This window comes from Leeuwenhoekiella aestuarii, from assembly GCF_004104055.1.
Classification (GTDB): Bacteria; Bacteroidota; Bacteroidia; order Flavobacteriales; family Flavobacteriaceae; genus Leeuwenhoekiella; species Leeuwenhoekiella aestuarii.
This window is the reverse complement of record NZ_QOVJ01000009.1, coordinates 75,084-96,861: the sequence shown is the minus strand read 5'-3', so window position 1 is coordinate 96,861 and position 21,778 is coordinate 75,084. Positions and strand designations below refer to the sequence as shown.

Here is a 21,778-nt window from a genome sequence, read left to right as displayed (position 1 = left end):
GGTTATTAATAATGCGCGATGCAATCGCGCAAGAACGTTTGCGCAGGAGCAGGGTTTTAATTTCCGATTTTGTATTTCGTATTGCCAACTGCCAACTGAGACTGCCTACTTTTACATCTTACCACAACCCCAATTGCCTTACAACCATTAACACCAAACCATTAACCCAAATACTCCTTCACCGCTCCTAAAGCAGCTACAATTCCGTCAGGATTTTTTCCGCCGGCAGTGGCAAAAAATGGCTGGCCGCCACCGCCTCCCTGAATGTACTTGCCTAATTCACGTACAATGGTTCCTGCGTTTAAGTCTTTCGCTTTAGCTAGATCTTTATCAATATAACAGCTCAACAAAGCTTTTCCACCTTGACGGGAAGCCAGCAATAAGAATAAATTATCTACTTCGCCACCCAGTTGAAAAGCCAGATCTTTAATTCCATTTGCATCGAGGTCAACCTCCTTAGCTAAAAATTGAACACCACCAACTGATTCTAGGTCGTTTTTCAATTCGCCTTTAAGATTCTTAGCTTTTTCAGCTAATAAAGTTTCTAATTGCTTTTTGAGTTCGTTGTTTTCTTCTTGTAAACCTTCAATTACTTTTGCAGGTTCTTTAGTATTATTTAGCAAACCACGCACTGCCTCTAAAGTCTCATCCTGATCTTCAAAATACTGCATAACAGCATCACCGGTAATCGCTTCAATACGACGAATTCCCGAGGCAACTGCTCCTTCTGACTTGATTTTAAAATACCAGATATCTCCGGTATTTGTAGCGTGAGTACCACCACACAATTCCATTGATTTACCAAAACGAATCGTACGCACAGCATCACCATATTTCTCACCAAAGAGTGCAATAGCACCTTCTGCAATTGCCAGATCGTAAGGGATACCACGCTGCTCTTCAAGCGGTAACTGCTCCTGAATACGAGCGTTTACAAACTGCTCTACTTCTTTTAATTCTTCAGCAGTTACTTTTGAGAAATGTGAAAAGTCAAATCGCAAATACCCGCTATGCACCATTGATCCTTTTTGCTCTACGTGAGTTCCTAAAACTGCTCTCAATGCCTGATGTAATAAGTGAGTTGCGGTATGATTAGCTTGTGTACGGTAACGTTGCTTTGCATCAACCACCGCTGTAAAAGTCTCGTTTAAATGCTTCGGAAGGTTTTTAGAAAGATGAATGATCAAGTTATTTTCTTTCTTGGTATCGGTGATGTAAATAACATCGCCATTTGCCGTTTCTAAATAGCCTTTATCACCTACCTGACCGCCACCTTGCGCATAAAAAGGCGTTAGATTGAAAACCAATTGATATTGATCCCCCTCTTTTTTAGTGTTGATTTTTCGGTAGCGGGTAATTCGCACAGGAGTTTCTAGCGTATCATATCCCACAAATTCTTCTTCGGCGTCCTCTTCAAGAATCGTCCAGTCGCCAGCTTCAATTTTTCCGGCAGCACGCGAACGTTCTTTTTGCTTTTGCAATTCTGCCTGAAAACCTTTTTCATCCAGACTGTAGCCTTTTTCAGAAAGAATCAAAGCCGTTAAATCTATAGGGAAACCATACGTATCGTACAATTCAAAAGCTTTTACACCAGAAACTTCTTTACCGGTTGTGTCTGTTATTATAGAATCTAAAAGAACCAGGCCTTGATCAAGAGTTCTTAAAAAGCTTTGCTCTTCTTCTTTAATCACATTGAAAATAAGATTCTGTTGTTTTTTTAATTCCGGAAACGCTTTGCCCATTTCGTCAACCAGAACGCTAACCAATTTATATATAAAAGGTTCTTTAGTATCTAAAAATGTAAAACCATAACGTACTGCACGGCGCAAGATTCGGCGAATCACATAACCTGCTCCGGTATTACTTGGTAATTGTCCGTCTGCTATTGAAAAAGCTACGGCACGCACGTGATCTGAAATTACACGAATTGCAATATCAATCTCTTCTTTAGCTCCGTATTTTGAATTGGTAATGGTTTCGATCTCGCGAATTAGCGGAGTAAAAACATCAGTATCGTAATTAGATGTCTTATTTTGAAGCACCATACACAACCTTTCAAAACCCATCCCGGTGTCAATATGTCGCGCCGGAAGGTTTTCAAGAGAGCCGTTTGCTTTTCTATTGAATTGAATAAAAACCAGATTCCAGATTTCTACTACTTGCGGGTGATCTGCATTTACTAAATCAGCTCCTAGTACTTTGGCTTTTTCTTCTTCAGAACGCAGGTCAACGTGAATCTCAGAACAAGGTCCGCAAGGCCCCTGATCGCCCATTTCCCAAAAGTTGTCTTTTTTATTTCCGTTTAAGATTCGGTCTTTTGCTACGTGCTTACTCCACATATCAAAAGCTTCAGTATCACGCTCCAGATTTTCACTGCTATCACCCTCAAATATGGTTACATACAGCTTGTCTTTATCTATTTTAAAAACCTCAGTAAGCAACTCCCAGGCCCAGTCTATCGCATCTTGTTTAAAATAATCACCAAAACTCCAGTTCCCCAGCATCTCAAACATCGTATGGTGATACGTATCTTTACCTACTTCTTCAAGATCGTTATGCTTTCCGCTTACGCGCAGACATTTTTGAGTATCAGTAACCCGCGTGTCTTTAGGAATCCCATTACCAAGAAAAAATTCCTTAAATTGATTCATTCCGGCATTAGTGAACATCAACGTAGGATCGTTTTTGATCACCATTGGCGCAGAAGGCACGATGGAATGATTTTTGGATTTAAAGAATGATAGAAACTGATCGCGTATTTCCTGGGATTTCATGAGTGAATTTTAGAGTAGATTTTGCCAATATAGCATTAGCGGCAAACTATTTTTTATATTTGTTCGTTTCCCTTTATTTAATTAAAGGTTAGAGCCCTGAATTTTAACGCAAAAATAGAATAATTTAAATAATGTCTAAGGTTAAATATTATTACGATAAAGAGACACTTTCCTATAAAAAAATAGAGAAGCGCAAAGGTCGTAAACTTGGCTACGGATTGCTTTCTATTGGAGCATCTTTTTTAGCCGGTTTTATTCTCCTTCTTACTTATCTCAATATTCCAGATCTGGAAACTCCTCGTGAAAAAGCACTTGCCCGCGAACTTCAGAATATGAAAGTTCAATACGGCGTGCTCAACAAAAAATTAGATCAGGTACAAAATGTTCTAGGTGAAATTGAAGAGCGCGACAACAGTATTTACAGATTGTATTTTGAAGCGAACCCTATACCTGACGAACAACGTAAAGCGGGTTTTGGAGGGGTAAACCGATATAAAGATCTTGAAGGGTATGACAATTCTAAACTGATTATAGAAACTAACAAACGTCTTGACATTCTTACGAAACAGCTTGTGGTTCAAAGCAAATCTCTTGATGAAATTGCAGTTTTAGCAGAAGAAAAAGAAAAATTCTTAGACGCGATACCAGCTATACAACCAGTTGCCAACAAAGATCTTACCCGTATAGCTTCTGGATATGGTTTACGAACAGACCCATTTACCAAAGAACGTAAAATGCATTGGGGGATGGATTTTACAGCTCCTCGCGGTACTCCTATCTATGCAACCGGTAATGGTATTGTTGAGCGCGCTGATAACAATGCTACCGGATATGGGAACCACATACGTATTGATCACGGTTATGGTTACGTAAGTCTTTATGCTCATTTATATAAATACAATGTAAAGAAAGGGCAAAAAGTTGAACGCGGAGATTTAATAGGTTTTGTAGGAAGCACAGGTCGTTCTGAAGCTCCACACGTGCACTACGAGATCTTTAAAGATGGCCAACGTATTAACCCTATTAATTTCTACTACGGAAACCTTTCTCCTGAAGAGTTTGACGTAATTTTACAGAAAGCTCAGCTAGAAAACCAATCTCTGGATTAATGCACGTACAACTGCCCGAAAAATTATATTATAGCATCGGCGAAGTCGCTGAAGCTTTTGGCGTAAACACGTCATTGATACGTTTTTGGGAAAAAGAGTTTGACGTTCTTAAACCTAAGAAAAATGCTAAGGGCAATCGTAAATTCACTCCAGAAGATATTAAAAACCTGGAACTGATTTATCACTTGGTTAAAGAACGTGGCTTTACTTTAGAGGGAGCTAAGACGCATTTAAAAGAAAACAAACAACAAACACTCAATAAATTTGATCTTATCAGAAAACTAGAAGGAATAAAAGCCCAACTTCAGGAATTAAAAGATCAACTCTAAATCAATCATCAAACATGAAAAAAGGACTCATTGCACTCATCGTAATCGTTATTTTGGGAATTATTGGCTATACATTTTTTAAAGGCTTTTACAATACCGCAATAACGCTAAAAGAAGATGCGACAAAACAATGGGGTAACGTAGAAAGCAGCTACCAACGAAGATCTGACCTGATCCCTAATATTGTAAACACGGCTAAAGGCTATGCAGAATTTGAGCAAAAAACCCTTACAGATGTTATTGAAGCTCGATCTAAAGCTACTGGCGTAAACATCGACCCCTCTAATGTTACCCCTGAGCAACTGGCTCAGTTTCAACAAGTACAAAGCGGTGTAAGCTCTGCTCTATCAAGACTTCTAGTTACCGTAGAACGTTATCCTGATCTAAAGGCTAATGAGAATTTCAAAGAACTCATCAATGAATTGGAGCGTACAGAAAACCGCATCAACGTAGAGCGTAATCGGTATAATGAAGCGATCGCTCCGTATAATAAGCATATTAAAACCTTCCCTAATAATATCGTGAATAACTTCATAGGCAACTTTGAAGAAATGGGATATTTTAAGGCTGATGAAGGTGCTGAAAGTGCTCCCGAAGTCAATTTTGACTTCAATAAAGACGCAGCATAATGGCATCTGTAGTTGAAGACTTTTTAAATACCGAAGAAGAACAGGAAGTTGTAGAAGCAATACGTCAAGCCGAATTGAAAACTTCAGGGGAGATTCGTGTGCACTTAGAACGCCAATGTAAAGGAGAAGCTTTAGAACGAGCCAAAGTCCTTTTTCATCATCTGAAAATGGACAATACTAAGGCTGAAAATGGCGTGCTAATTTATGTGGCTGTTGACGCTAAAAAATTTGCTGTTTGCGGTGACCGCGGTATTAATGAAGTAGTACCAGAAGGATTTTGGCAAAGCACCAAAGACTTGATGCAAACTGAATTTAAAAACCGAAAGTTTAAAAGTGGTTTAGTAAAAGGAATTACTTCTGCAGGTGAGCAACTTGCGCAGTTCTTTCCGTGGGATGATGACGACATAAACGAACTTTCAGACGAAATATCAACCTCTTGATCTATTTACCCAAACTATATACTTTTAGAAATGCAGTGCTTATTGCTTTTCTTTTTTGCCTTACTGCAACAAGTTTTGCACAGTTTGACATCCCTGAAGTTCCCAGTGAGCAAACCAGTGTTTACGATTATGCCGGACTCTTAAATTCTGGTCAAAAATCTGCTTTAGAAGACAAACTGGTTAAATACAGCGACACTACTTCAACTCAAATTGTAGTTGTTATTATTCCAAGTACCAAAGGAGAAGACATTAGTTTTCTAGGAGCAAAATGGGGACAAAAATGGGGTATAGGTCAAAAAGAAAAAGACAACGGTATTCTCATCACATTAGCTACTAAAGATCGTAAAGTGGATATTAATACCGGTTATGGTATTGAGACGATCATAACAGATCGTATGGCAGCACAGGTTATCAACCGCATTATGATTCCCCAGTTTAAAAAAGGTGATTACTATGCCGGTCTTGATGAAGGATCTGATGCCATTTTCCAGATGTTACAAGGTGAGTATAAGGGCGCAAGAACCAAAAATAATCAGCCTGGTTTAAAGAACTTTTTACCCATCATCATAATCTTCTTTGTCATTATTTTTATACTGAGTCGTTCTCGCGGAGGTGGCGGAGGTCGAAATGGCGGTAGACGCAGTGGAGCCGGCAGCTTACTTGATGTTATTATCTTGAGCAGTCTGGGTCGTGGTGGCCTTGGAGGAGGTGGCTTTGGAGGAGGATCTTCCGGTGGTGGTTTTGGCGGTGGAGGAGGCTTCGGTGGAGGAGGCTTCGGTGGCGGAGGCTTTGGCGGAGGCGGTGCTTCAGGTGGATGGTGATATACCTTCTAAAGTTTTATTCTTCATTTTATGAAGCTATAACCATTAGTTAATACCTCAATTTTAAAAAGCAATTCATTTGGAATCTTTTCTAAAACTTATACATCAGATCACCCGCTACGGAACAAAACCGGTTATTCAAACAGATAAGCTGGTTTCCTTAAAAAAATCTCTGGGTGACCTTTATGCACTCTACCTCAATCTGAATTCAAATTTTGACGAGCAACTTTACGAAGAAGTCCACCGGCTGGACTATGCTGGAGTTTATGCACACGTTAAAGTCAATTTCCCGGAATTTATTGAATACCATCAAATTGATCAAATATTGGAGCTTGACCAAACTCCTGAGATATACCTTGGAGATGCCATAGATGATCTTACAGACCTTATTATTGATTTAAGCGAAGTTGCATGGCGATTAGAAAACACGAGTCTTAATGATGGACTGTGGTACTTTAATACGTTGATGAAGATTCATTCTGAAGCACATTTACTCAATTTATTGACGTACTTAAAAGCTTTAGAGGCTTAATTGTAACTCTATATAACTATCCCAGCCTGCTTATGCAGTTTCTTTAGTTCCGTGAGCTGTTTCCTCATCATATTTCTTTTGAACGCCATTATATTGTTTCTTAAATTCTGAAAACAGGCTCTTTATTTTATTATGGGAATTTGCAGAAATCCTTTGGCTTGCAAATTAGTCTCTAATTTTACGAGTGCAAGTTTCAAATAAATCAAAATGGCGCTGCTCATGATTTAAAATCGCTTCAGTTTTTATTATTTGTTCTCAACCTCCTTTTTACAATCAAATTTGTTGCTTACAATTATTGTAGCCTTTGTATATACCGTAACAAAAACAGTCTGATAAGTTATAGAACAATAACTCTCTGCGTCATAAGGTGGCTGCTTTTGAACTTCACCTTTAAATTCTTCCCAACTTAATAAGATTAGCTCCGTGCTTTAGGGCAGTTCCCTGAAATAAAGCTATCATTTACGGGCAGGTACAATCTTTTGATTATCCGTTATCGGAAACTCATAACTCATCTACTTCAATTCCTTATAAATCCTGACCATCATTTAAAGGAGGTACGACAACTTCGGCCTCTTCAATCAGTAATGGTTGAGGGTTCACTATAGATGTGCGTATTTTAGGACTGCATTGTAGAAAACAAAGACCTATAACAAATAGACCACAAGCTTTTAAAACACTAATCAAACCAATTATTCTCTCTAACCTCTCCTTTTTTTCCAAGTGTATTGAATTTATAACTAAAGCTCAACATAAAGTACTGCTGTAATACAGTACTCTGTACATCTTCTACATAAGATTGTGTTGCATTACGACGAGAGTTTGTATTCTGGTTGAGCAGATCATAAACTTTGAAAGTTGCCAATGCTTTATTCTGCATAAATGAATACGCTAAAGAACTATTCCAAAAAACAGCATCTCTCTGAAAACCAGAACCTACATTAGGGTTGTAGATATAGCGTATATCATTTTCCCAAGTAAGCCATTCTGGGAAGAATGTTGTGGTTCGCAAGCGTGCCGAATGTTGTGTGAACTCACGCCCGTCAAAAAAGTCTCGATTAAAACTTGTATTATTAAATTCAATGCTGTATTCTGGTCGTAATTCAAACCACTTATTCCAAGTAAAGCGTAAACCTAAGCTGGGGCGAATATTTTTAGTTATACTGGCGTATTGATCTGCATTGAAAAAGTTCACAAAACGATTTAACCCTCCATAAATACGCGCTTCAAGTTTTAGAGTTCTTAGACTGTCCAACTTAAAGTCTTTATTATAATTCAAGTTTCCGTAGGCATTATAAACTCCGTCTACGTTTGTAAAGGTCGTTTCCCGTACGAAATTATCATCTACCGTGGTAAGGTTCACAACCTGATCATTTATTAATGAAGCTCCCAGATAGGCATAAAATCCTGATTTTGACTCCCAATCATAATTGTTAATCCCCAAATTAAAATTATGTTGATTGGTAGGGCTCAAATCAGGGTTACCCTGAATTGTGTTAATAGGATCTGAAACATCTAAGTAAGGAGAAAGCTGGCGTATATCTGGCGCATTATTAGTTAATCTATAAGCAGACCATAAGCTCAATTTCTGTGTGAAATTGTAATTAAGTCGTGCTGAAGCTTCAAGAGCATTAAACTTATTTTCAAAATCAATATCGCGTACCCGGTTTCCTGCATTATCAGTTAACAAATCTTCACCGGTTAACTTTCTGGCAACATAAGACGCATTAATACCAGCTCTTAATTTTTTATCATTATACGTGACTCCAAGTTGCGGTTTGTGGGTTCGGTTCCTACTTTCAAAATCGGTACTTTGAGGTAAAATAATGTCGTTATAATTCTGGTTAAGGTTATCAAAGCCGTAGACAAGTTGCGTATTAGTTCGATTCTGAGAATTGTATTCATACTCAGTCTCTACAAATAATTTTTTAGCGATAATGGGAATTCGCCAGTTTACATTAGTTGTGATACCGTTATTCACATTATCCCCATCAGTAAATTGATCACGTAAAATTTGACTGGGATTATCACCGTAAACATTTGTTTCTGAATTTGTAAAATCTTCGCTTTTAGTATCATCTAACTGAAGGTTTCCATTAATTCGAATAAAGCCTCCTTTATCTCCATATCGTTTAGTTGCAGTTAAGCGATTACCAAAGTTACGTGTGGTTCTAAAGTTACTATTATCATAGTCACTGTCATTCACTAGACTCCCATCAACATTAGTCACTTCAGACTTACCACTACTTGTGTTTTGTCCTTCAGAATATGAAAACCTAGGTAAAACCTCTATCATTAATGTAGAGTCAATCTTAGCTTGAAATCTAAGATTTGCCGAATGATTATCAACATTAGAGTCTGTTCTTGAAGTACTCACCGAAGTAAAACGGTTTTGAGGTAAAATATTTTCTCGATTTCGCTGGGTCTCCTCAAAACTATTGGAGCCTGAATAGAAATAATCTGCAGAAGTTTCAATTTTCTCACCAAAATCATTGGCAAAATTCATTCCTGCATTACGTGAATTAACAATACCATTCCCCATTCCAAAACTCCTACCTCCTACATTAAAACCACCATTGCTATTAACAGAGATATAGCTAGCATTACCAAACATTTTTTCGATCTCTCCAAAACTAAAACCAGGCGAATTGATATTGTTACCACTACCCAGTAAACTTATACGCAAATCGTTGTCAAAGTAATTACCAATACCTGCATATTCAAAACGGTCATCGGTACCACCACCAGCCGCAACACGGCCAAAGAGACCTTTATTTTTATCCTCATCAATTGTTATATTGATCGTTTTATTTTCGCTATCTCCTTCTTCTCCTGAAAATTCCTGGGATTCAGTTTTCGTATCAACAACCTGAATTTTATTAATAAGCTCTTTAGTTAGGTTACGCGTCGCAATTGTAGGATCATCACTAAAAAAAGGCTTGCCGTTAACGAGTATATTACTAACCGGTTTTCCGTTAATACGTATCTGACCATCTGCATCAACTTCTGCTCCAGGTAACTCCTTAAGTAAATCTTCTAATGTTGCATCTGGATTTGTTTTGAATGAAGCTGCGTTAAATTCTAAGGTATCTTGTTTAACAACTACTGGTGCTGCTCTACCTTTTACAACTACATCTCCTAAAGATTCCACTTGAAATTCTAAAGGAATTGACCCCAAGTTGAGTGTGCGGTTTTGAGTTAAATCTATCTCTTTTTCAAAGGATTGATACCCCACAAATGTGACAAAAAGATTTGCTTTAGTCAGCGAACTCTTTCCACTTAACTCAAAATTACCATTACGATCACTTATCGTGTAAGTAATCATAGTACTATCTTTTAACGTTTCGAGAACTACAGTTGCCGCTTCAATAGGACTCTGTTGTTCATCATCTATTAAACTTCCGGTAATTTTAAAATCTTGAGAGAATACACTAATGGAGAATAGGCCCAGTGCTAGGCACAGTAAATAACGATTGATCATGATTGTTTTTTGATTGATGTACGAAGAAATGTATTTTTAATAAAACTAAAAAATTAGTTGTTCTGTTTAAGATAATTTTAACTATTGATAAATCACTCTTTATTAGCAAGCTATCTCCTCCCAGGACCTCCTCTTCTATTTCCACCTCCAGACTTGCCACCAAAATTGCTCAGTTTATAGGTAAAACTCAACATCGCATATTGAGTTAGTATCAAACTATTAGTATCCTGAATATAATCATCACCTATAATTCTTCGGGTATCTACCACCTGATCGAGCAAATCGTAAACCTTTAATTTTAATGTTGCTTTTTCATCTAAAAATTGATATCCTAAACTCGTATTCCATAGAATTGAAGAGTTTTGAAAGCCGGGAGAAACATTCCCATTGTAATTGTAAGTGATATCATTACCAAAAATTACATTTTTAGGCCAGAAGGTTGTTGCTTCAAAACCTACAGTATGATTTATAAAATCTTCATTTCGGTTAGCATTTATAGAATACTGTGTATCATTATACGTAAGACTATAACTTGGATTCAGCTCAAAAAACTCTTGAATTGCATAAGTAAGCCGAATCCCTGGGCTGAAACTAAAGCGTTTTGAATTGAATAGCGTTCCATTTGTAAAACCTACATTCTTGTTGTAATTCCCAGAAAGACTCAACCGGTACCTAAACTCTTTTTCTTCTTTACGTGTACTTTTAGTATAAAAAAGGCGTACACCAGCAGACATCGCACCATCTACGTTTGCATAGGTTGTGGTTCGTCTTAAATCATCACCTACAGTACTCACAGACACCACTTGATTCTCAGTAAAATCCAGAGAGAACGAACTGAAAATACCACTACCTCCACCAGCTCCAAAGTTGAAACTTCTAAAACCTCCATCAATATTATGGCTGTAAGCAGGGCGCAGCTCGGGGTTACCAATTACAATATTTAATGGATTTGTTCTATCTGCCACCGGTTGCAACTGGCGTATTGAAGGGGTGTTTGCGTTTGTACGATAATTTAAATAAACACTTTTTGAGCGTTCTAATTCATAACGTACCCGTGCGCTTAAATACAGGTTATTATAGGTATTATCAAAATTTACCGGGTTGAGTAAATTCTCATTTTTGAGTATTGTGTTGAGCAGTCCAAAGTTAGTATTGATGCGCCACGCCTCGTGGTCGTAATTTAAACCTAAACTGGGTGTATTGCGAATAGTGTTTACTTCAAAATCACTGCTTAAGGTGTCGTTTTGCACAGTATAGTTCCCGGCGTTATCGGCCTCATAAACATATCTTGAGTTTAGAGATTTTACAGAAGAAAAATCATACGCCAAATCCATAAAAAAATCTGTCGCCAGTACCAGTCGCTGCTCTACTTCAAAGCCATACTCATACTGTTTCTCATCTTCATCAATGTACTGATCTTGAACTTCAGTACGGGCTTCATCTCCAAAAAATTCACTACGTGAGAAATAAAAATCATCGTTAACCTGATCATTATAATCTTGCGAAAGCTCTAACCTGAAATAGGCTCCTCTACTCCCAAAACGTTTTATAAAGTCAAGATCATTATTAAAGCTAAAACTCGATCCATCTCCCTGATTTGCAGTCTCAGTATTGTTGACAAGATCACGGTTTCCGTCTAATGAATTAGCTAACGAACTACGTATAGATTTTGTTTTGTTAGTATTGAATCTTGGTGAAAAAGAAAGACGGGTTAGAGTATCAAATTCTACTTCAAATCGAGCGTTGGCGCGATGCCTGTCGTTTAATGCGTTGCTTCTATTTTCTGAATTGGAATAATACGTAGTGTCAGGTAAAATATTCTCGCGCTCAGTTCGAGAACGCGTATCTGTATCAGAACGGTCAAAGAAATAATCACCGTTAAATTCGTATTTATCATTCCAGTCATTGCTGTAGTTCAAACCAGCCGTTTCAGATTTTGTGATTCCTCCACTTCTATTTCCTGCAGCTACTGCTCTGGCACCACTACGCCCCATCATCCCATAAACATCATCAAAATCAAATCCAGAACTGTTGATGTTGTTAGATCCCGCCAGAGCCGTTAAACGCATATTATCTTTAAAAACGTTGCCTATAGCGCTCATCTCATAGCGCTCATTAGTACCACCACCTAAAGTTGCTCTGGCAAAGTAGCCTTTGTTTTTATCTTTTTTAATGGTTATATTAATCGTCTTATTTTCAGAATCTCCAGACTTCCCGGTAAACTCTTCAGATTTGGTCTTAGTATCAACGACATGTAATTTCTCTATAATTTCCTTCGGAAGGTTTTTAGTCGCGATTTTAGGGTCGTCACCAAAGAACTCCTTTCCGTTTACCAGAATTCTCGAAACCGGTTTTCCGTTAATGGTTATAGCCCCATCTGAATCTACTTCAGCACCCGGAAGCTTTTTCAGCAGTTCTTCAAGATTCGCATCGGGTCTGGTATCAAAAGAAGACGCATTAAACTCAAGCGTGTCCTTTTTTACCGTTACTGGTGCACGATTTGCAACTACAACCACCTCGTCTAATAAATTATCTTGCACCTCTAGTTTGAGATCACCTAGATCCATCTTGGGGGTTATCGTAACCTTTTTACGCATTGGTTTAAAGCCGGCATAAGAAACAAAAAGATTAAGCTCCTTTTGCTCTGTTGTTCCCGCCATCTCAAAAAATCCTTTTCGATCTGTGATTCCGTAAGTTACCAGCGTGCTGTCGCTTATCTTTTCAACATAAACCGTAGCAGATTCTAACGGAGTTCCGCTATTATCTAAAATTTTTCCTGAAAGTTCAAAGTTTTGCGCGAGCAGGGACTGACCTAACAAAACCCCAAATAGTAGCAGTAGAAAGTGCTTCATAAACCCAATATATGTACAGTATACGTTTATTCTATGACTGAATAAAACACAAAAGGTTTAAAACAAAAACCCACTTTTTTTAAAAAAAGTGGGTTTTTGTTATTTAAATAGATGAAGCTATTACTATTTCTTACGGAAATATACGGCTACCGGTACACCCTCAAAGTCAAACTCTTCACGTAATTTATTTTCTATAAAACGCCTGTAGGGATCTTTTACATACTGCGGCAGGTTGCAGAAAAATGCAAACTGTGGATGCGGTGTAGGCAACTGCATACAGTATTTTATTTTGATGTATTTTCCTTTAGTTGCCGGTGGTGGAGTCGCTTCAATAACCGGTAACATATAATCGTTAAGCACACTTGTTTTAATTCGCTTTGTACGATTTTCAAAAACTTTTACAGCTGTTTCAATCGCTTTATAAACACGTTGTTTAGTGAGTGCAGAAATAAAAACAATAGGCACATCAGTAAACGGTTCCATCTCCTGACGGATCATTTTCTCGTACTCACGCATGGTTTTGTTTTCTTTTTCAACCAAGTCCCACTTATTCACGAGAATAACGATTCCTTTTTTATTCCGCTCTGCGAGCCAAAAAATATTTTGAACCTGCCCGTCAAATCCCCTTGTTGCATCCAGAACAACCAGACATACATCACAATGCTCTATTGCCCGAACAGATCGCATAACAGAATAAAACTCTAGATCTTCTTTAACCTTAGATTTACGACGAATCCCGGCAGTATCTACAAGATTAAATTCAAAGCCAAAACGGTTATATTTTGTATCAATCGAATCTCTTGTAGTCCCGGCAATATCGGTAACGATATATCGATCTTCACCAATTAAAGCATTGATAAAAGATGATTTGCCTGCGTTAGGTCTCCCTACCACAGCAAAACGAGGCAAAATGCTTTCTTCTACTTCTTCTTTCTCTGGTAACACCTCAACAAGCGCATCAAGTAAATCACCCGTACCACTACCGCTAATACTTGCTATGGTATAGTAATCACCCAGCCCCAGACTATAAAACTCTACGGCGTTTTCTTCACGCATTGCGTTGTCTACCTTATTGATCGCCAAGAAAACCGGTTTTGACTGGCGTCTAAGAAGCGTAGCTACATCTTCGTCCATGCCGGTAACTCCGCTTTCTACATCAACCATAAAAATTATAGCGTCTGCTTCTTCAATAGCAAGTTCTACTTGCTTATCAATCTGTTCTTCAAATACGTCATCACTTCCTTTTACATACCCGCCGGTATCAATAACAGAAAATTCCTTTCCGTTCCAGTCAGTCTTTCCATAATGACGATCACGCGTAACACCGCTTACTGAATCAACAATGGCTTCCCTACGTTGAATGAGGCGATTAAAAAAAGTGGATTTTCCCACATTAGGTCTCCCTACAATAGCTACAATACTCATAAATCTTTCTTTGTGCTTTTCTCGATAATCGAGATTTGACAACGCAATTGTTAAAAAAAACAATCGTGATCTCAAATTATTCCCCTGAGCATTTTATCTCAAGGTAGTTTTTGCGCTGCAAAATTACGATAATTAACGGCTCAGAAATCAACAATGATTTATTTAGCTAATAACTAGTAAATCAATGCCCTACCTACACAAAAACATATAAAAGGCTAAATTATACCTAAAATCTGTTAAGAATGCTGTTAATATTAGACATCTCAAATCTACATCCTCCTATCTTGCGTATGTATTACCAAATAAACAGATTATGTATCTTCTTATGAAAAGAGTATTTATATGCCTTACATTGGCCTTCACATTAAACAGTTGCAACTTACTTTCTGCAGCGGGTATTACAAGTGGTGGGCAACCGACTAAACAGGCCGGAGAAAATTTAACTTCAACAACAGCAAACTCTGCAGAAAATGTAGATCACAGTGCGTGGGATGCTTTACTTAAAAAGAATGTTGACGCAAATGGGATGGTTGATTATGAAGGGTTTAAAGCCGACCGTTCTAAATTAGATGCGTATTTAAAAAAGCTATCTGGTTATGAACCCTCTAACGACTGGTCTGTACAGGAATTACTGGCATATTACATCAATTTGTATAATGCTTATACTGTAGATTTGATTTTAGATAATTACCCGGTAAAAAGTATAAAAGATATTAATGGAGCGTGGACAAAGGGTATTGTGCCTGTTGGTAATAAAGAACTTTCTCTAGGTGGAATTGAAAACGGCGTACTTCGTAAAATGAACGAGCCGCGTATACATTTTGCAATCAACTGTGCTTCTATGTCTTGCCCTAAATTATTGAATGAAGCTTATACCGCCGGAAAAATTAATGAGCAATTAGAGCGCGCAACTAGAGAATTTATAAATTCTGACAAGAATGATATTAGCGCTAACAGTCCCAAAATCTCTTCAATTTTTGACTGGTATAAAAAAGATTTTATAAGCGATAAATCTCCTACTGTAGTAGATTATATTAATCAATACAGTAAAACTAAAATAAATTCTGGCGCAACAATCTCTTATAAAGATTATGACTGGAATTTAAATGAGCAGTAGCCCAACAGATTAATTTTTATAAAAATCCCGAAATCTATTCGGGATTTTTCATGCTTAATGCGTAAGAATTAATTTAGCTTTGAAAGGCTTACCTGATCTAAACCTTTTGATTTATCGAACTTAACTTTATGATTAGTATTGTCATCCCGGTTCTTAACGAAGCGGAAAACTTACCCTTTCTTTTAAAGCATCTTGCTGATCATGCAGCAGATACAAATTCATTAGAGATCATAGTTGTAGATGGTGGCAGCACAGATGAAACGTTATCTGTAGCCAAACAAATTCAAGCTGAAAATACACTTAAAATTCAGGTTCTATCTTCAGAGCGTGGTCGCGCAAGGCAGATGAACACTGGTGCTGATAATGCCAATGGATCTGTTTTATATTTTTTACACGCAGATTCTTTCCCTCCTAAAGACTTTGACAAACACATAGCTAACGAGGTTGCTAAAGGCAATCCTGCAGGTTGTTTTAAAATGCGCTTTGACAGCAATCATTGGTGGTTGCGTCTGGCGAGTTACTTAACAAAATTTAGTTGGAGAGCGTGTCGCGGTGGTGATCAAAGCCAGTTTATTACACATGAACTTTTTGATGAAATAGGCGGTTTTAATGAAAATTATATTATTTATGAGGATAATATTCTTATTAATGAACTGTATGCTCGAAACTCCTTTGTAGTTATTCAGTATCCTATTAAATCTTCAGCACGTATGTATGACAAGTATGGCGTGTGGTATGTACAATATCATTTTTGGACTATTTATGTCAAAAAATGGTTTGGTGCTTCAGCCGAAGAATTACTGGCTTACTATTCTAAGCATCTCAAGAAATAGCCCTAACCATATAGATGAATCAAGTATTATCAATAATAGTAAAAATTGATACTTTGTTAACAGTCTACTGAAAAGCTTCGGTGTATTTTCAATAAAAATCTAAAAAACTACGCCATGAATATTTTTGAAGCCATCCGTAAAGATCATGATAAACAGAGACAGCTTTGCGAACTTGTAACTTCTACTTCTGGAGAAAGCAAAGACCGTAAATTGCTTTGGGAACAATTAAAGAAAGAGCTCGAGATTCATGCTGATGCAGAAGAGCGTACGTTTTATTCTCCACTTATTCATAACGATATGATGCAAGAACACGCGCGTCACGGCATTGCAGAACATCACGAAATGGATGAACTTATAGAAAAGATTGATGATACTGAGATGGATTCCCCTGCCTGGTTAGTTTATGCTAAACAGCTTTGTGAGAAAGTAGAGCATCATCTGAAAGATGAAGAACACAGCTTTTTTCAATTAGCAGGAAAAGTTTTTACTGAAAAACAAAAGATAGATATCGCAAAAGACTATCAAAAACAAATGCAAGAAAACCGATAAGATTACAGGGTTAAACTTCCTATAACCTCAACAAAAACACCATCAGGATCTTTCAGCAAAATCAGAAAGCTACCATTACCAAGATCAATAGGCGTTTCTGCTTCCGGCAAAATGCCTTCTTTTTTTAGACGCGTTATAATGGGATCTAAAGAATACACTTGAAGGGTTAAATATTGCAAACCTAATTGCTCTTGAATACTGGTTTTTACTTCTTCAACATTCAGGTCTTCCTCTTCTTTAAATGATACGATTTTAAGTTGTGAAGAATCTGGCGAATCTGTGAACTTCAACACGGTTACTTCAAAAGGAACACCAGCTGACAAGCCTAAACGTTCTGCAAAGGCTACATCAATAGTGAATCCGCCGGCATCTTTAAGTCCTAAAATATCTCTATAAAAATGTAGTGTTTGTTGACTATTGCTAGAAATAACAGCAGCAGTTAAAGCTCCAGACTTGAAGTTTGTTTGCGCGCACAACGCCTGTATAGAAAGTGCAAAAAAGATTAATCCAGAAAAAAGAATACGCATAAAAAAAGGGTTTTATAAATATACTTATAAAACCCAATGCTGCATATTACTTTTAGACTTAGCCTCTGCTATTCACATAAAATGCGTGAATTACCCCAGGCAACCAGCCTAGTAAAGTAAGAATCACGTTGATAACAAAATCTTTACCAATACCTTTTGCCATTGCTACACCTAGTGGTGGTAAAAGAATAGAAATTATTATTGTAAGAATTGACATAATTAGAATTTTTAGTTAGTTATGCTAAACTAGAACTAATCACAAAATCAAGGTCTTAAACAAATATCAATTGGCAAGAGTTTGACACTTAATGCGGTTATTTAACATCTCTTTCATACCACTTTTTTAAAATCTGTTCTGCTTCTTTTCCCTGCGGAGTAAAACGGTTGTTTTCTTCTTGTATAGCGCGGTCGTGATTGTGAAACCATTTCCATGCAAAACCGCCTGCAAACCACTCTTCGTCCCAAAACGTTTCAAATACCGCTTCGTATAAATTAGCCTGAGCTTTAGCATTCATTTTCCCGTCATGACGATCGCTTACCCAAGGTTCTTTTCCCGCATAATCTGCACTTCGGTATCCAAACTCGGTAAATAAGATGGGTTTACTATACCTCTGCGAAAGCGATACCAGCAATTTTTTATGCGGCTCCCAGCCTCCTTTAGCTTTAGCTGTTGTGGGTGTAACCTCATCAGTAACCGGAAAATAAGCGTCAGCACCTATAAAATCTAAGTCACTCCAAAATGTTACTTCACCAACTTTATCCCAATTTTCTGCATACGTCAACTTACCTGAAAAAACATTGCGTACTTTTTCAATTAAAGAAGCCCAAAACTCAGGACGCTCTTTTGTAAAATTGTAAAGTTCGGTTCCTATGCAAAACAACTCTGCGTGAGTTTCTTCGGCTAATGCTGCATATAGCAAAATGTAGTCTTCATAACTTTTTTCAAAAAGCTCCCAGTCTGCTTCTGAGTCCATTTTCATATCGCCTGTAAATACACCTCGCCAAATCCAGATATGCGGTTTTATCATCACCTTAATATCATTCTGATGCAAAGCTTCGACATATTGTTTCACACCGGTATATCGCTCACCAAACCACTGTCTTTCTGAATTGAATTGCAGCTCAGGATGATTTTTATCACGCACAAAAGCAAACGGCATAACCGCTGCGTGACTTGCCCCTACATTAAGAATAGGGTCTATATGTGATTGCGTCAAGTTATCTTTTGACGAAACAAAACTAACCCCATTAATCTGTTGCCCGGCAACGGGTGTTGCAGAGCATGCTGTAATGCAAATGGCAACAACTAAAACAAGTAAAAAACGAATATCTATTCTCATCACGTTAAAAATACTGGAAATTTTTAGATAGCTCTTGTGTTTTCTTTCGTCTAAAAATGCAGTTAAAAAGATTTTAAGAGCCTGCTAAGTTCTTATCTTGTAAGTATTCTCAACAGCTAAAGATATGGAGCACGTGGTTATTGTGGGTAATGGTATAGCAGGAGTTACGGCTGCGCGTCACATCCGCAAAAATTCAGATAAAAAAATAACCCTTATTTCTGCCGAAAGTGAGCATTTTTTCTCGCGTACGGCATTGATGTATGTGTATATGGGCCATATGCGCTGGAAAGATCTCAAACCGTATGAAGACAAATTCTGGGCTAAAAACCAAATTGATTTACTACAGGCTTATGTCGAAAAAATAAACCCTCAAGAGCAAATACTTCATTTAGCAGATGGTCAAAAACTAAAGTACGACACACTTATTTTAGCTACCGGTTCTATTCCTGCAAAATACGGCTGGGAAGGTCAGGATCTTAAAGGTGTTCAGGGTTTGGTCTCTAAACAGGATCTGGAATTGTTAGAGCATAACGCACCCAATAATGAGGTTTGCCCAAAAGCCGTGATTATTGGCGGCGGACTTATAGGTGTTGAATTAGCTGAAATGCTTCACACTCGTAAAATTGATGTGACCCTCCTGGTGCGAGAAAAAGGGTTCTGGTCTGGTGTTTTGCCTGATGCCGAAGCTCAATTGATTTCTGAACATATTTTAAGTCATGGTATTGACCTTCGTCACGAAGAAGAACTCGATAAAATTATAGACAACGGCACCGGAAATGTACAAGCTATAGTTACAAAAAAAGGAGAAGAAATTCCATGTAATTTAGTTGGCATCACCACCGGAGTAAAACCAAAAATCGACTTTCTGAAAGACAGCGGTATAGAAACCGATAAAGGGATACTCGTAAATAGATTGCTTGAAACCAATGTTAAAAATGTTTATGCCATTGGCGACTGTGCACGACAGCGTGAAGCCATAGGCTTGCGCAAACCGATTGAAGCGGTATGGTATACCGGCCGTATGATGGGAGAAACAGTAGCTCAAACCATCTGCGGAACACCCTTTGAATACAATCCTGGAAACTGGTTTAATAGCGCTAAATTTTTTGATATCGAATATCAAACCTATGGCTGGGTCTTCAGTACCAAAAATAAAAAAGACTACGAGCAACATTTTCATTGGAAACATCCTGACAATACAAAATGTATCACAATCGCCTTTCACAAAGAATCCTTACAATTTTTAGGAATTAACACTTTTGGAATCAGAATGCGACACGAGGTTTTAGATCGCTGGCTCAATGAACACAAGTCTGTTGAATATGTGCTACAGCATTTAAGTCAGGCAAATTTTGACCCTGAGTTTTACAAAAAATACGAATCACACATACAAGCTACTTACAACGCTTCAAAACAAATCGCATAACTATGAGCAGCATACAACGAGATCTATCGCTTACCGGTCAGCCACCAGCTTCTATAAACAGTGTTCAGAAAGTAAGTACAGCAATTGTTGTGGGCGGTCTCATCATTTTATTACTCGCTTTATTCAACATTAATTTACCTAACAAAGCATTGTGGCTTACACTCTCGCTTGTTTCAATTTTTGGTGGGATTCTTCTTTTTTCCTACGGAGCCTATGCTGACAAACAAGAGGGGATTAAAAATGATGGCGTCTGGTTTAAATCTATTTCCAGCCGTGGCTTTCTGGCCTGGGTTGCCGGCCTTGCTCTAACCGGGTTTTACGTTGTTCTTTATTTTAAAGCTGATTTGCTAGGCCTTAGTGCAGAAGGAGAAAACACTGGTCTCATTGCACTTTTTGATCCTTTGAGTAAAATTCTAAGTGGAAACCCAGCCAGCCAATGGTTTGTTTACGGGACTTTATACACCATTGCTATTTTAGGTTTTGGTATTAAATTTCTATGGAAGTACCGCCACAACCGTTATGAGCGCTTGCGAACAATAAGCGTTATGTTTTTTCAGACAGCTTTTGCTTTTTTAATTCCAGAATTTATGGCGCGTTTAAATTCTGATGAATTCAGTCTTCCGTATTACGACATAAAAAATGTATGGCCGCTCAATTATTATAATTTTGAGCAGTACCGCGTAGATGATTTTATTTCAGCCGGTGATATCGGGTTGGCATTATTGCTATTTGGTATTGCTTCAATTTTTGTAATTACGCCTATACTCACTTACAAATACGGTAAACGCTGGTATTGCAGTTGGGTTTGCGGCTGTGGCGGACTCGCAGAAACTGCCGGTGATTCCTTTAGACACCTTAGTGATAAGAGCGAATTTGCGTGGAAGGTAGAACGCTGGGTTGTGCACAGTGTTTTGGTTTTTGTGGTAGTGATGACAACAGCTGTAATTTCTACATACCTGGGTTACGACCCTGATAAATACTGGCTCACTAAAGATATTTTTCTGATTGGCGTGGGTGTTTTTTTAACGCTGCTTTTTGCCGCAATATGGATTTTTAAGAAAGAAGAGTTGCAAAAAGATGCGCGTTATGGCGCTATTGGGTATTTAGTGATTGTTTTAACCTTAATAGGTATTCATTATACCAGCGGAAGCACACTCTTTTTAATCCCGGCAGAAACCTTGCGTACAACTTATGGTTTTCTAATTGGTAGTATTTTTAGTGGAGTAATTGGTACAGGCTTCTACCCTATTTTCGGCAATCGTGTGTGGTGCCGTTTTGGCTGCCCAATGGCTGCAATTTTAGGCCTTCAGCAAAGACTCTTTTCAAAATTCAGAATCACGACAAATGGCGGACAGTGCATTTCCTGTGGAAACTGCTCCAGTTACTGCGAAATGGGAATTGACGTACGTGCTTATGCGCAGAAAGGCGAAAATATTGTACGCGCCAGTTGTGTAGGTTGTGGTATTTGTTCTGCAGTTTGCCCGCGCGGCGTTCTAAAATTAGAAAATGCTGCTACAGATAATCGCATCAACAGCCGTGAAGTATTGCTTGGTAATGATGTAGACCTTATGGATTATTTGAATCAAAACTAGAATAG

The 21,778-nt window shown here is 37.9% G+C and carries 18 protein-coding genes; 11 read left to right on the top strand and 7 right to left on the bottom strand.

The features are described 5' to 3' along the window. Positions 1–161: 161 nt before the first annotated feature. Complete coding sequence (alaS, locus tag DSM03_RS16630; protein ID WP_128762743.1) at positions 162–2,774, bottom strand: alanine--tRNA ligase; 2,613 nt, start codon at positions 2,772–2,774, stop codon at positions 162–164. A 131-nt stretch (positions 2,775–2,905) separates the two neighbouring features. Between alaS and DSM03_RS16625 the strand changes: the two genes are divergently transcribed. From DSM03_RS16625 to DSM03_RS16600, 6 genes are all read left to right on the top strand, one after another. Then, entirely contained in the window at positions 2,906–3,883 is a 978-nt protein-coding gene (locus DSM03_RS16625) for a M23 family metallopeptidase (protein WP_128762742.1), read from the top strand. Continuing rightward, complete coding sequence (locus DSM03_RS16620; RefSeq protein ID WP_128762741.1) at positions 3,883–4,212, top strand: MerR family transcriptional regulator; 330 nt, start codon at positions 3,883–3,885, stop codon at positions 4,210–4,212. Before DSM03_RS16625 ends, DSM03_RS16620 begins: the two co-directional genes overlap by 1 nt. A gap of 14 nt (positions 4,213–4,226) precedes the next feature. Continuing rightward, positions 4,227–4,841: a LemA family protein gene (locus DSM03_RS16615; protein WP_128762740.1), complete on the top strand. Its 615-nt coding sequence runs from the start codon at positions 4,227–4,229 to the stop codon at positions 4,839–4,841. Then, a complete protein-coding gene (locus tag DSM03_RS16610) occupies positions 4,841–5,281 on the top strand; it encodes a TPM domain-containing protein (RefSeq protein WP_128762739.1) in 441 nt (146 codons plus the stop codon). Before DSM03_RS16615 ends, DSM03_RS16610 begins: the two co-directional genes overlap by 1 nt. Next, entirely contained in the window at positions 5,281–6,102 is an 822-nt protein-coding gene (locus tag DSM03_RS16605; RefSeq protein WP_420813167.1) for a TPM domain-containing protein, read from the top strand. Before DSM03_RS16610 ends, DSM03_RS16605 begins: the two co-directional genes overlap by 1 nt. A gap of 79 nt (positions 6,103–6,181) precedes the next feature. After that, on the top strand, positions 6,182–6,634 hold the full coding sequence (locus DSM03_RS16600) for a DUF5063 domain-containing protein (RefSeq protein ID WP_128762738.1): 453 nt from the start codon (positions 6,182–6,184) through the stop codon (positions 6,632–6,634). A 676-nt stretch (positions 6,635–7,310) separates the two neighbouring features. On the opposite strand, the gene DSM03_RS16595 is transcribed toward DSM03_RS16600, so the two are convergent. From DSM03_RS16595 to der, 3 genes are all read right to left on the bottom strand, one after another. Continuing rightward, on the bottom strand, positions 7,311–10,112 hold the full coding sequence (locus DSM03_RS16595) for an outer membrane beta-barrel protein (protein ID WP_128762737.1): 2,802 nt from the start codon (positions 10,110–10,112) through the stop codon (positions 7,311–7,313). Between the two features lie 110 nt (positions 10,113–10,222). Further along, positions 10,223–12,964 carry an outer membrane beta-barrel protein gene (locus DSM03_RS16590; protein WP_128762736.1) on the bottom strand — a complete coding sequence of 914 codons (2,742 nt, stop codon included), beginning with the start codon at positions 12,962–12,964 and terminating at the stop codon, positions 10,223–10,225. Between the two features lie 123 nt (positions 12,965–13,087). Next, positions 13,088–14,389 (bottom strand): ribosome biogenesis GTPase Der, encoded by a 1,302-nt coding sequence (gene der / locus DSM03_RS16585; RefSeq protein WP_128762735.1) that lies wholly within the window; start codon positions 14,387–14,389, stop codon positions 13,088–13,090. Between the two features lie 325 nt (positions 14,390–14,714). Between der and DSM03_RS16580 the strand changes: the two genes are divergently transcribed. The 3 genes from DSM03_RS16580 (at position 14,715) to DSM03_RS16570 (ending at position 16,888) form a co-directional block, all read left to right on the top strand. Beyond that, positions 14,715–15,506, top strand: coding sequence for a DUF547 domain-containing protein (locus DSM03_RS16580; RefSeq protein WP_201740463.1), 792 nt, complete (start codon positions 14,715–14,717; stop codon positions 15,504–15,506). Between the two features lie 128 nt (positions 15,507–15,634). Continuing rightward, on the top strand, positions 15,635–16,339 hold the full coding sequence (locus DSM03_RS16575) for a TIGR04283 family arsenosugar biosynthesis glycosyltransferase (protein WP_128762733.1): 705 nt from the start codon (positions 15,635–15,637) through the stop codon (positions 16,337–16,339). A 114-nt stretch (positions 16,340–16,453) separates the two neighbouring features. Beyond that, positions 16,454–16,888, top strand: a complete 435-nt coding sequence (locus DSM03_RS16570) for a hemerythrin domain-containing protein (RefSeq protein ID WP_128762732.1) — start codon at positions 16,454–16,456, stop codon at positions 16,886–16,888. A gap of 2 nt (positions 16,889–16,890) precedes the next feature. Here the strand turns inward: DSM03_RS16570 and DSM03_RS16565 are convergent, their stop codons facing one another. The 3 genes from DSM03_RS16565 to DSM03_RS16555 form a co-directional block, all read right to left on the bottom strand. Then, on the bottom strand, positions 16,891–17,415 hold the full coding sequence (locus tag DSM03_RS16565; RefSeq protein WP_128762731.1) for a VOC family protein: 525 nt from the start codon (positions 17,413–17,415) through the stop codon (positions 16,891–16,893). 58 nt (positions 17,416–17,473) lie between these two features. Next, complete coding sequence (locus tag DSM03_RS16560) at positions 17,474–17,632, bottom strand: YqaE/Pmp3 family membrane protein (RefSeq protein WP_128762730.1); 159 nt, start codon at positions 17,630–17,632, stop codon at positions 17,474–17,476. Positions 17,633–17,729: 97 nt separating this feature from the next. Next, entirely contained in the window at positions 17,730–18,755 is a 1,026-nt protein-coding gene (locus DSM03_RS16555; RefSeq protein WP_128762729.1) for a glycoside hydrolase family 113, read from the bottom strand. 124 nt (positions 18,756–18,879) lie between these two features. On the opposite strand from DSM03_RS16555, the gene DSM03_RS16550 reads away from it, so the two are divergent. After that, positions 18,880–20,181, top strand: coding sequence for an NAD(P)/FAD-dependent oxidoreductase (locus DSM03_RS16550; protein ID WP_128762728.1), 1,302 nt, complete (start codon positions 18,880–18,882; stop codon positions 20,179–20,181). Between the two features lie 2 nt (positions 20,182–20,183). Then, positions 20,184–21,773 carry a 4Fe-4S binding protein gene (locus DSM03_RS16545; RefSeq protein ID WP_128762727.1) on the top strand — a complete coding sequence of 530 codons (1,590 nt, stop codon included), beginning with the start codon at positions 20,184–20,186 and terminating at the stop codon, positions 21,771–21,773. The last annotated feature ends 5 nt before the right edge of the window (positions 21,774–21,778 follow it).

Excerpts from the sequence above, each read along its gene's own strand:
- alaS (WP_128762743.1), bottom strand. The coding sequence starts at position 2,774 with ATGAAATCCCAGGAAATACGCGATCAGTTTCTATCATTCTTTAAATCC.
- DSM03_RS16625 (WP_128762742.1), top strand. The coding sequence starts at position 2,906 with ATGTCTAAGGTTAAATATTATTACGATAAAGAGACACTTTCCTATAAA.
- DSM03_RS16620 (WP_128762741.1), top strand. The coding sequence starts at position 3,883 with ATGCACGTACAACTGCCCGAAAAATTATATTATAGCATCGGCGAAGTC.
- DSM03_RS16615 (WP_128762740.1), top strand. The coding sequence starts at position 4,227 with ATGAAAAAAGGACTCATTGCACTCATCGTAATCGTTATTTTGGGAATT.
- DSM03_RS16610 (WP_128762739.1), top strand. The coding sequence starts at position 4,841 with ATGGCATCTGTAGTTGAAGACTTTTTAAATACCGAAGAAGAACAGGAA.
- DSM03_RS16595 (WP_128762737.1), bottom strand. The coding sequence starts at position 10,112 with ATGATCAATCGTTATTTACTGTGCCTAGCACTGGGCCTATTCTCCATT.
- DSM03_RS16590 (WP_128762736.1), bottom strand. The coding sequence starts at position 12,964 with ATGAAGCACTTTCTACTGCTACTATTTGGGGTTTTGTTAGGTCAGTCC.
- der (WP_128762735.1), bottom strand. The coding sequence starts at position 14,389 with ATGAGTATTGTAGCTATTGTAGGGAGACCTAATGTGGGAAAATCCACT.
- DSM03_RS16580 (WP_201740463.1), top strand. The coding sequence starts at position 14,715 with ATGAAAAGAGTATTTATATGCCTTACATTGGCCTTCACATTAAACAGT.
- DSM03_RS16575 (WP_128762733.1), top strand. The coding sequence starts at position 15,635 with ATGATTAGTATTGTCATCCCGGTTCTTAACGAAGCGGAAAACTTACCC.
- DSM03_RS16570 (WP_128762732.1), top strand. The coding sequence starts at position 16,454 with ATGAATATTTTTGAAGCCATCCGTAAAGATCATGATAAACAGAGACAG.
- DSM03_RS16565 (WP_128762731.1), bottom strand. The coding sequence starts at position 17,415 with ATGCGTATTCTTTTTTCTGGATTAATCTTTTTTGCACTTTCTATACAG.
- DSM03_RS16560 (WP_128762730.1), bottom strand. The coding sequence starts at position 17,632 with ATGTCAATTCTTACAATAATAATTTCTATTCTTTTACCACCACTAGGT.
- DSM03_RS16555 (WP_128762729.1), bottom strand. The coding sequence starts at position 18,755 with ATGAGAATAGATATTCGTTTTTTACTTGTTTTAGTTGTTGCCATTTGC.
- DSM03_RS16550 (WP_128762728.1), top strand. The coding sequence starts at position 18,880 with ATGGAGCACGTGGTTATTGTGGGTAATGGTATAGCAGGAGTTACGGCT.
- DSM03_RS16545 (WP_128762727.1), top strand. The coding sequence starts at position 20,184 with ATGAGCAGCATACAACGAGATCTATCGCTTACCGGTCAGCCACCAGCT.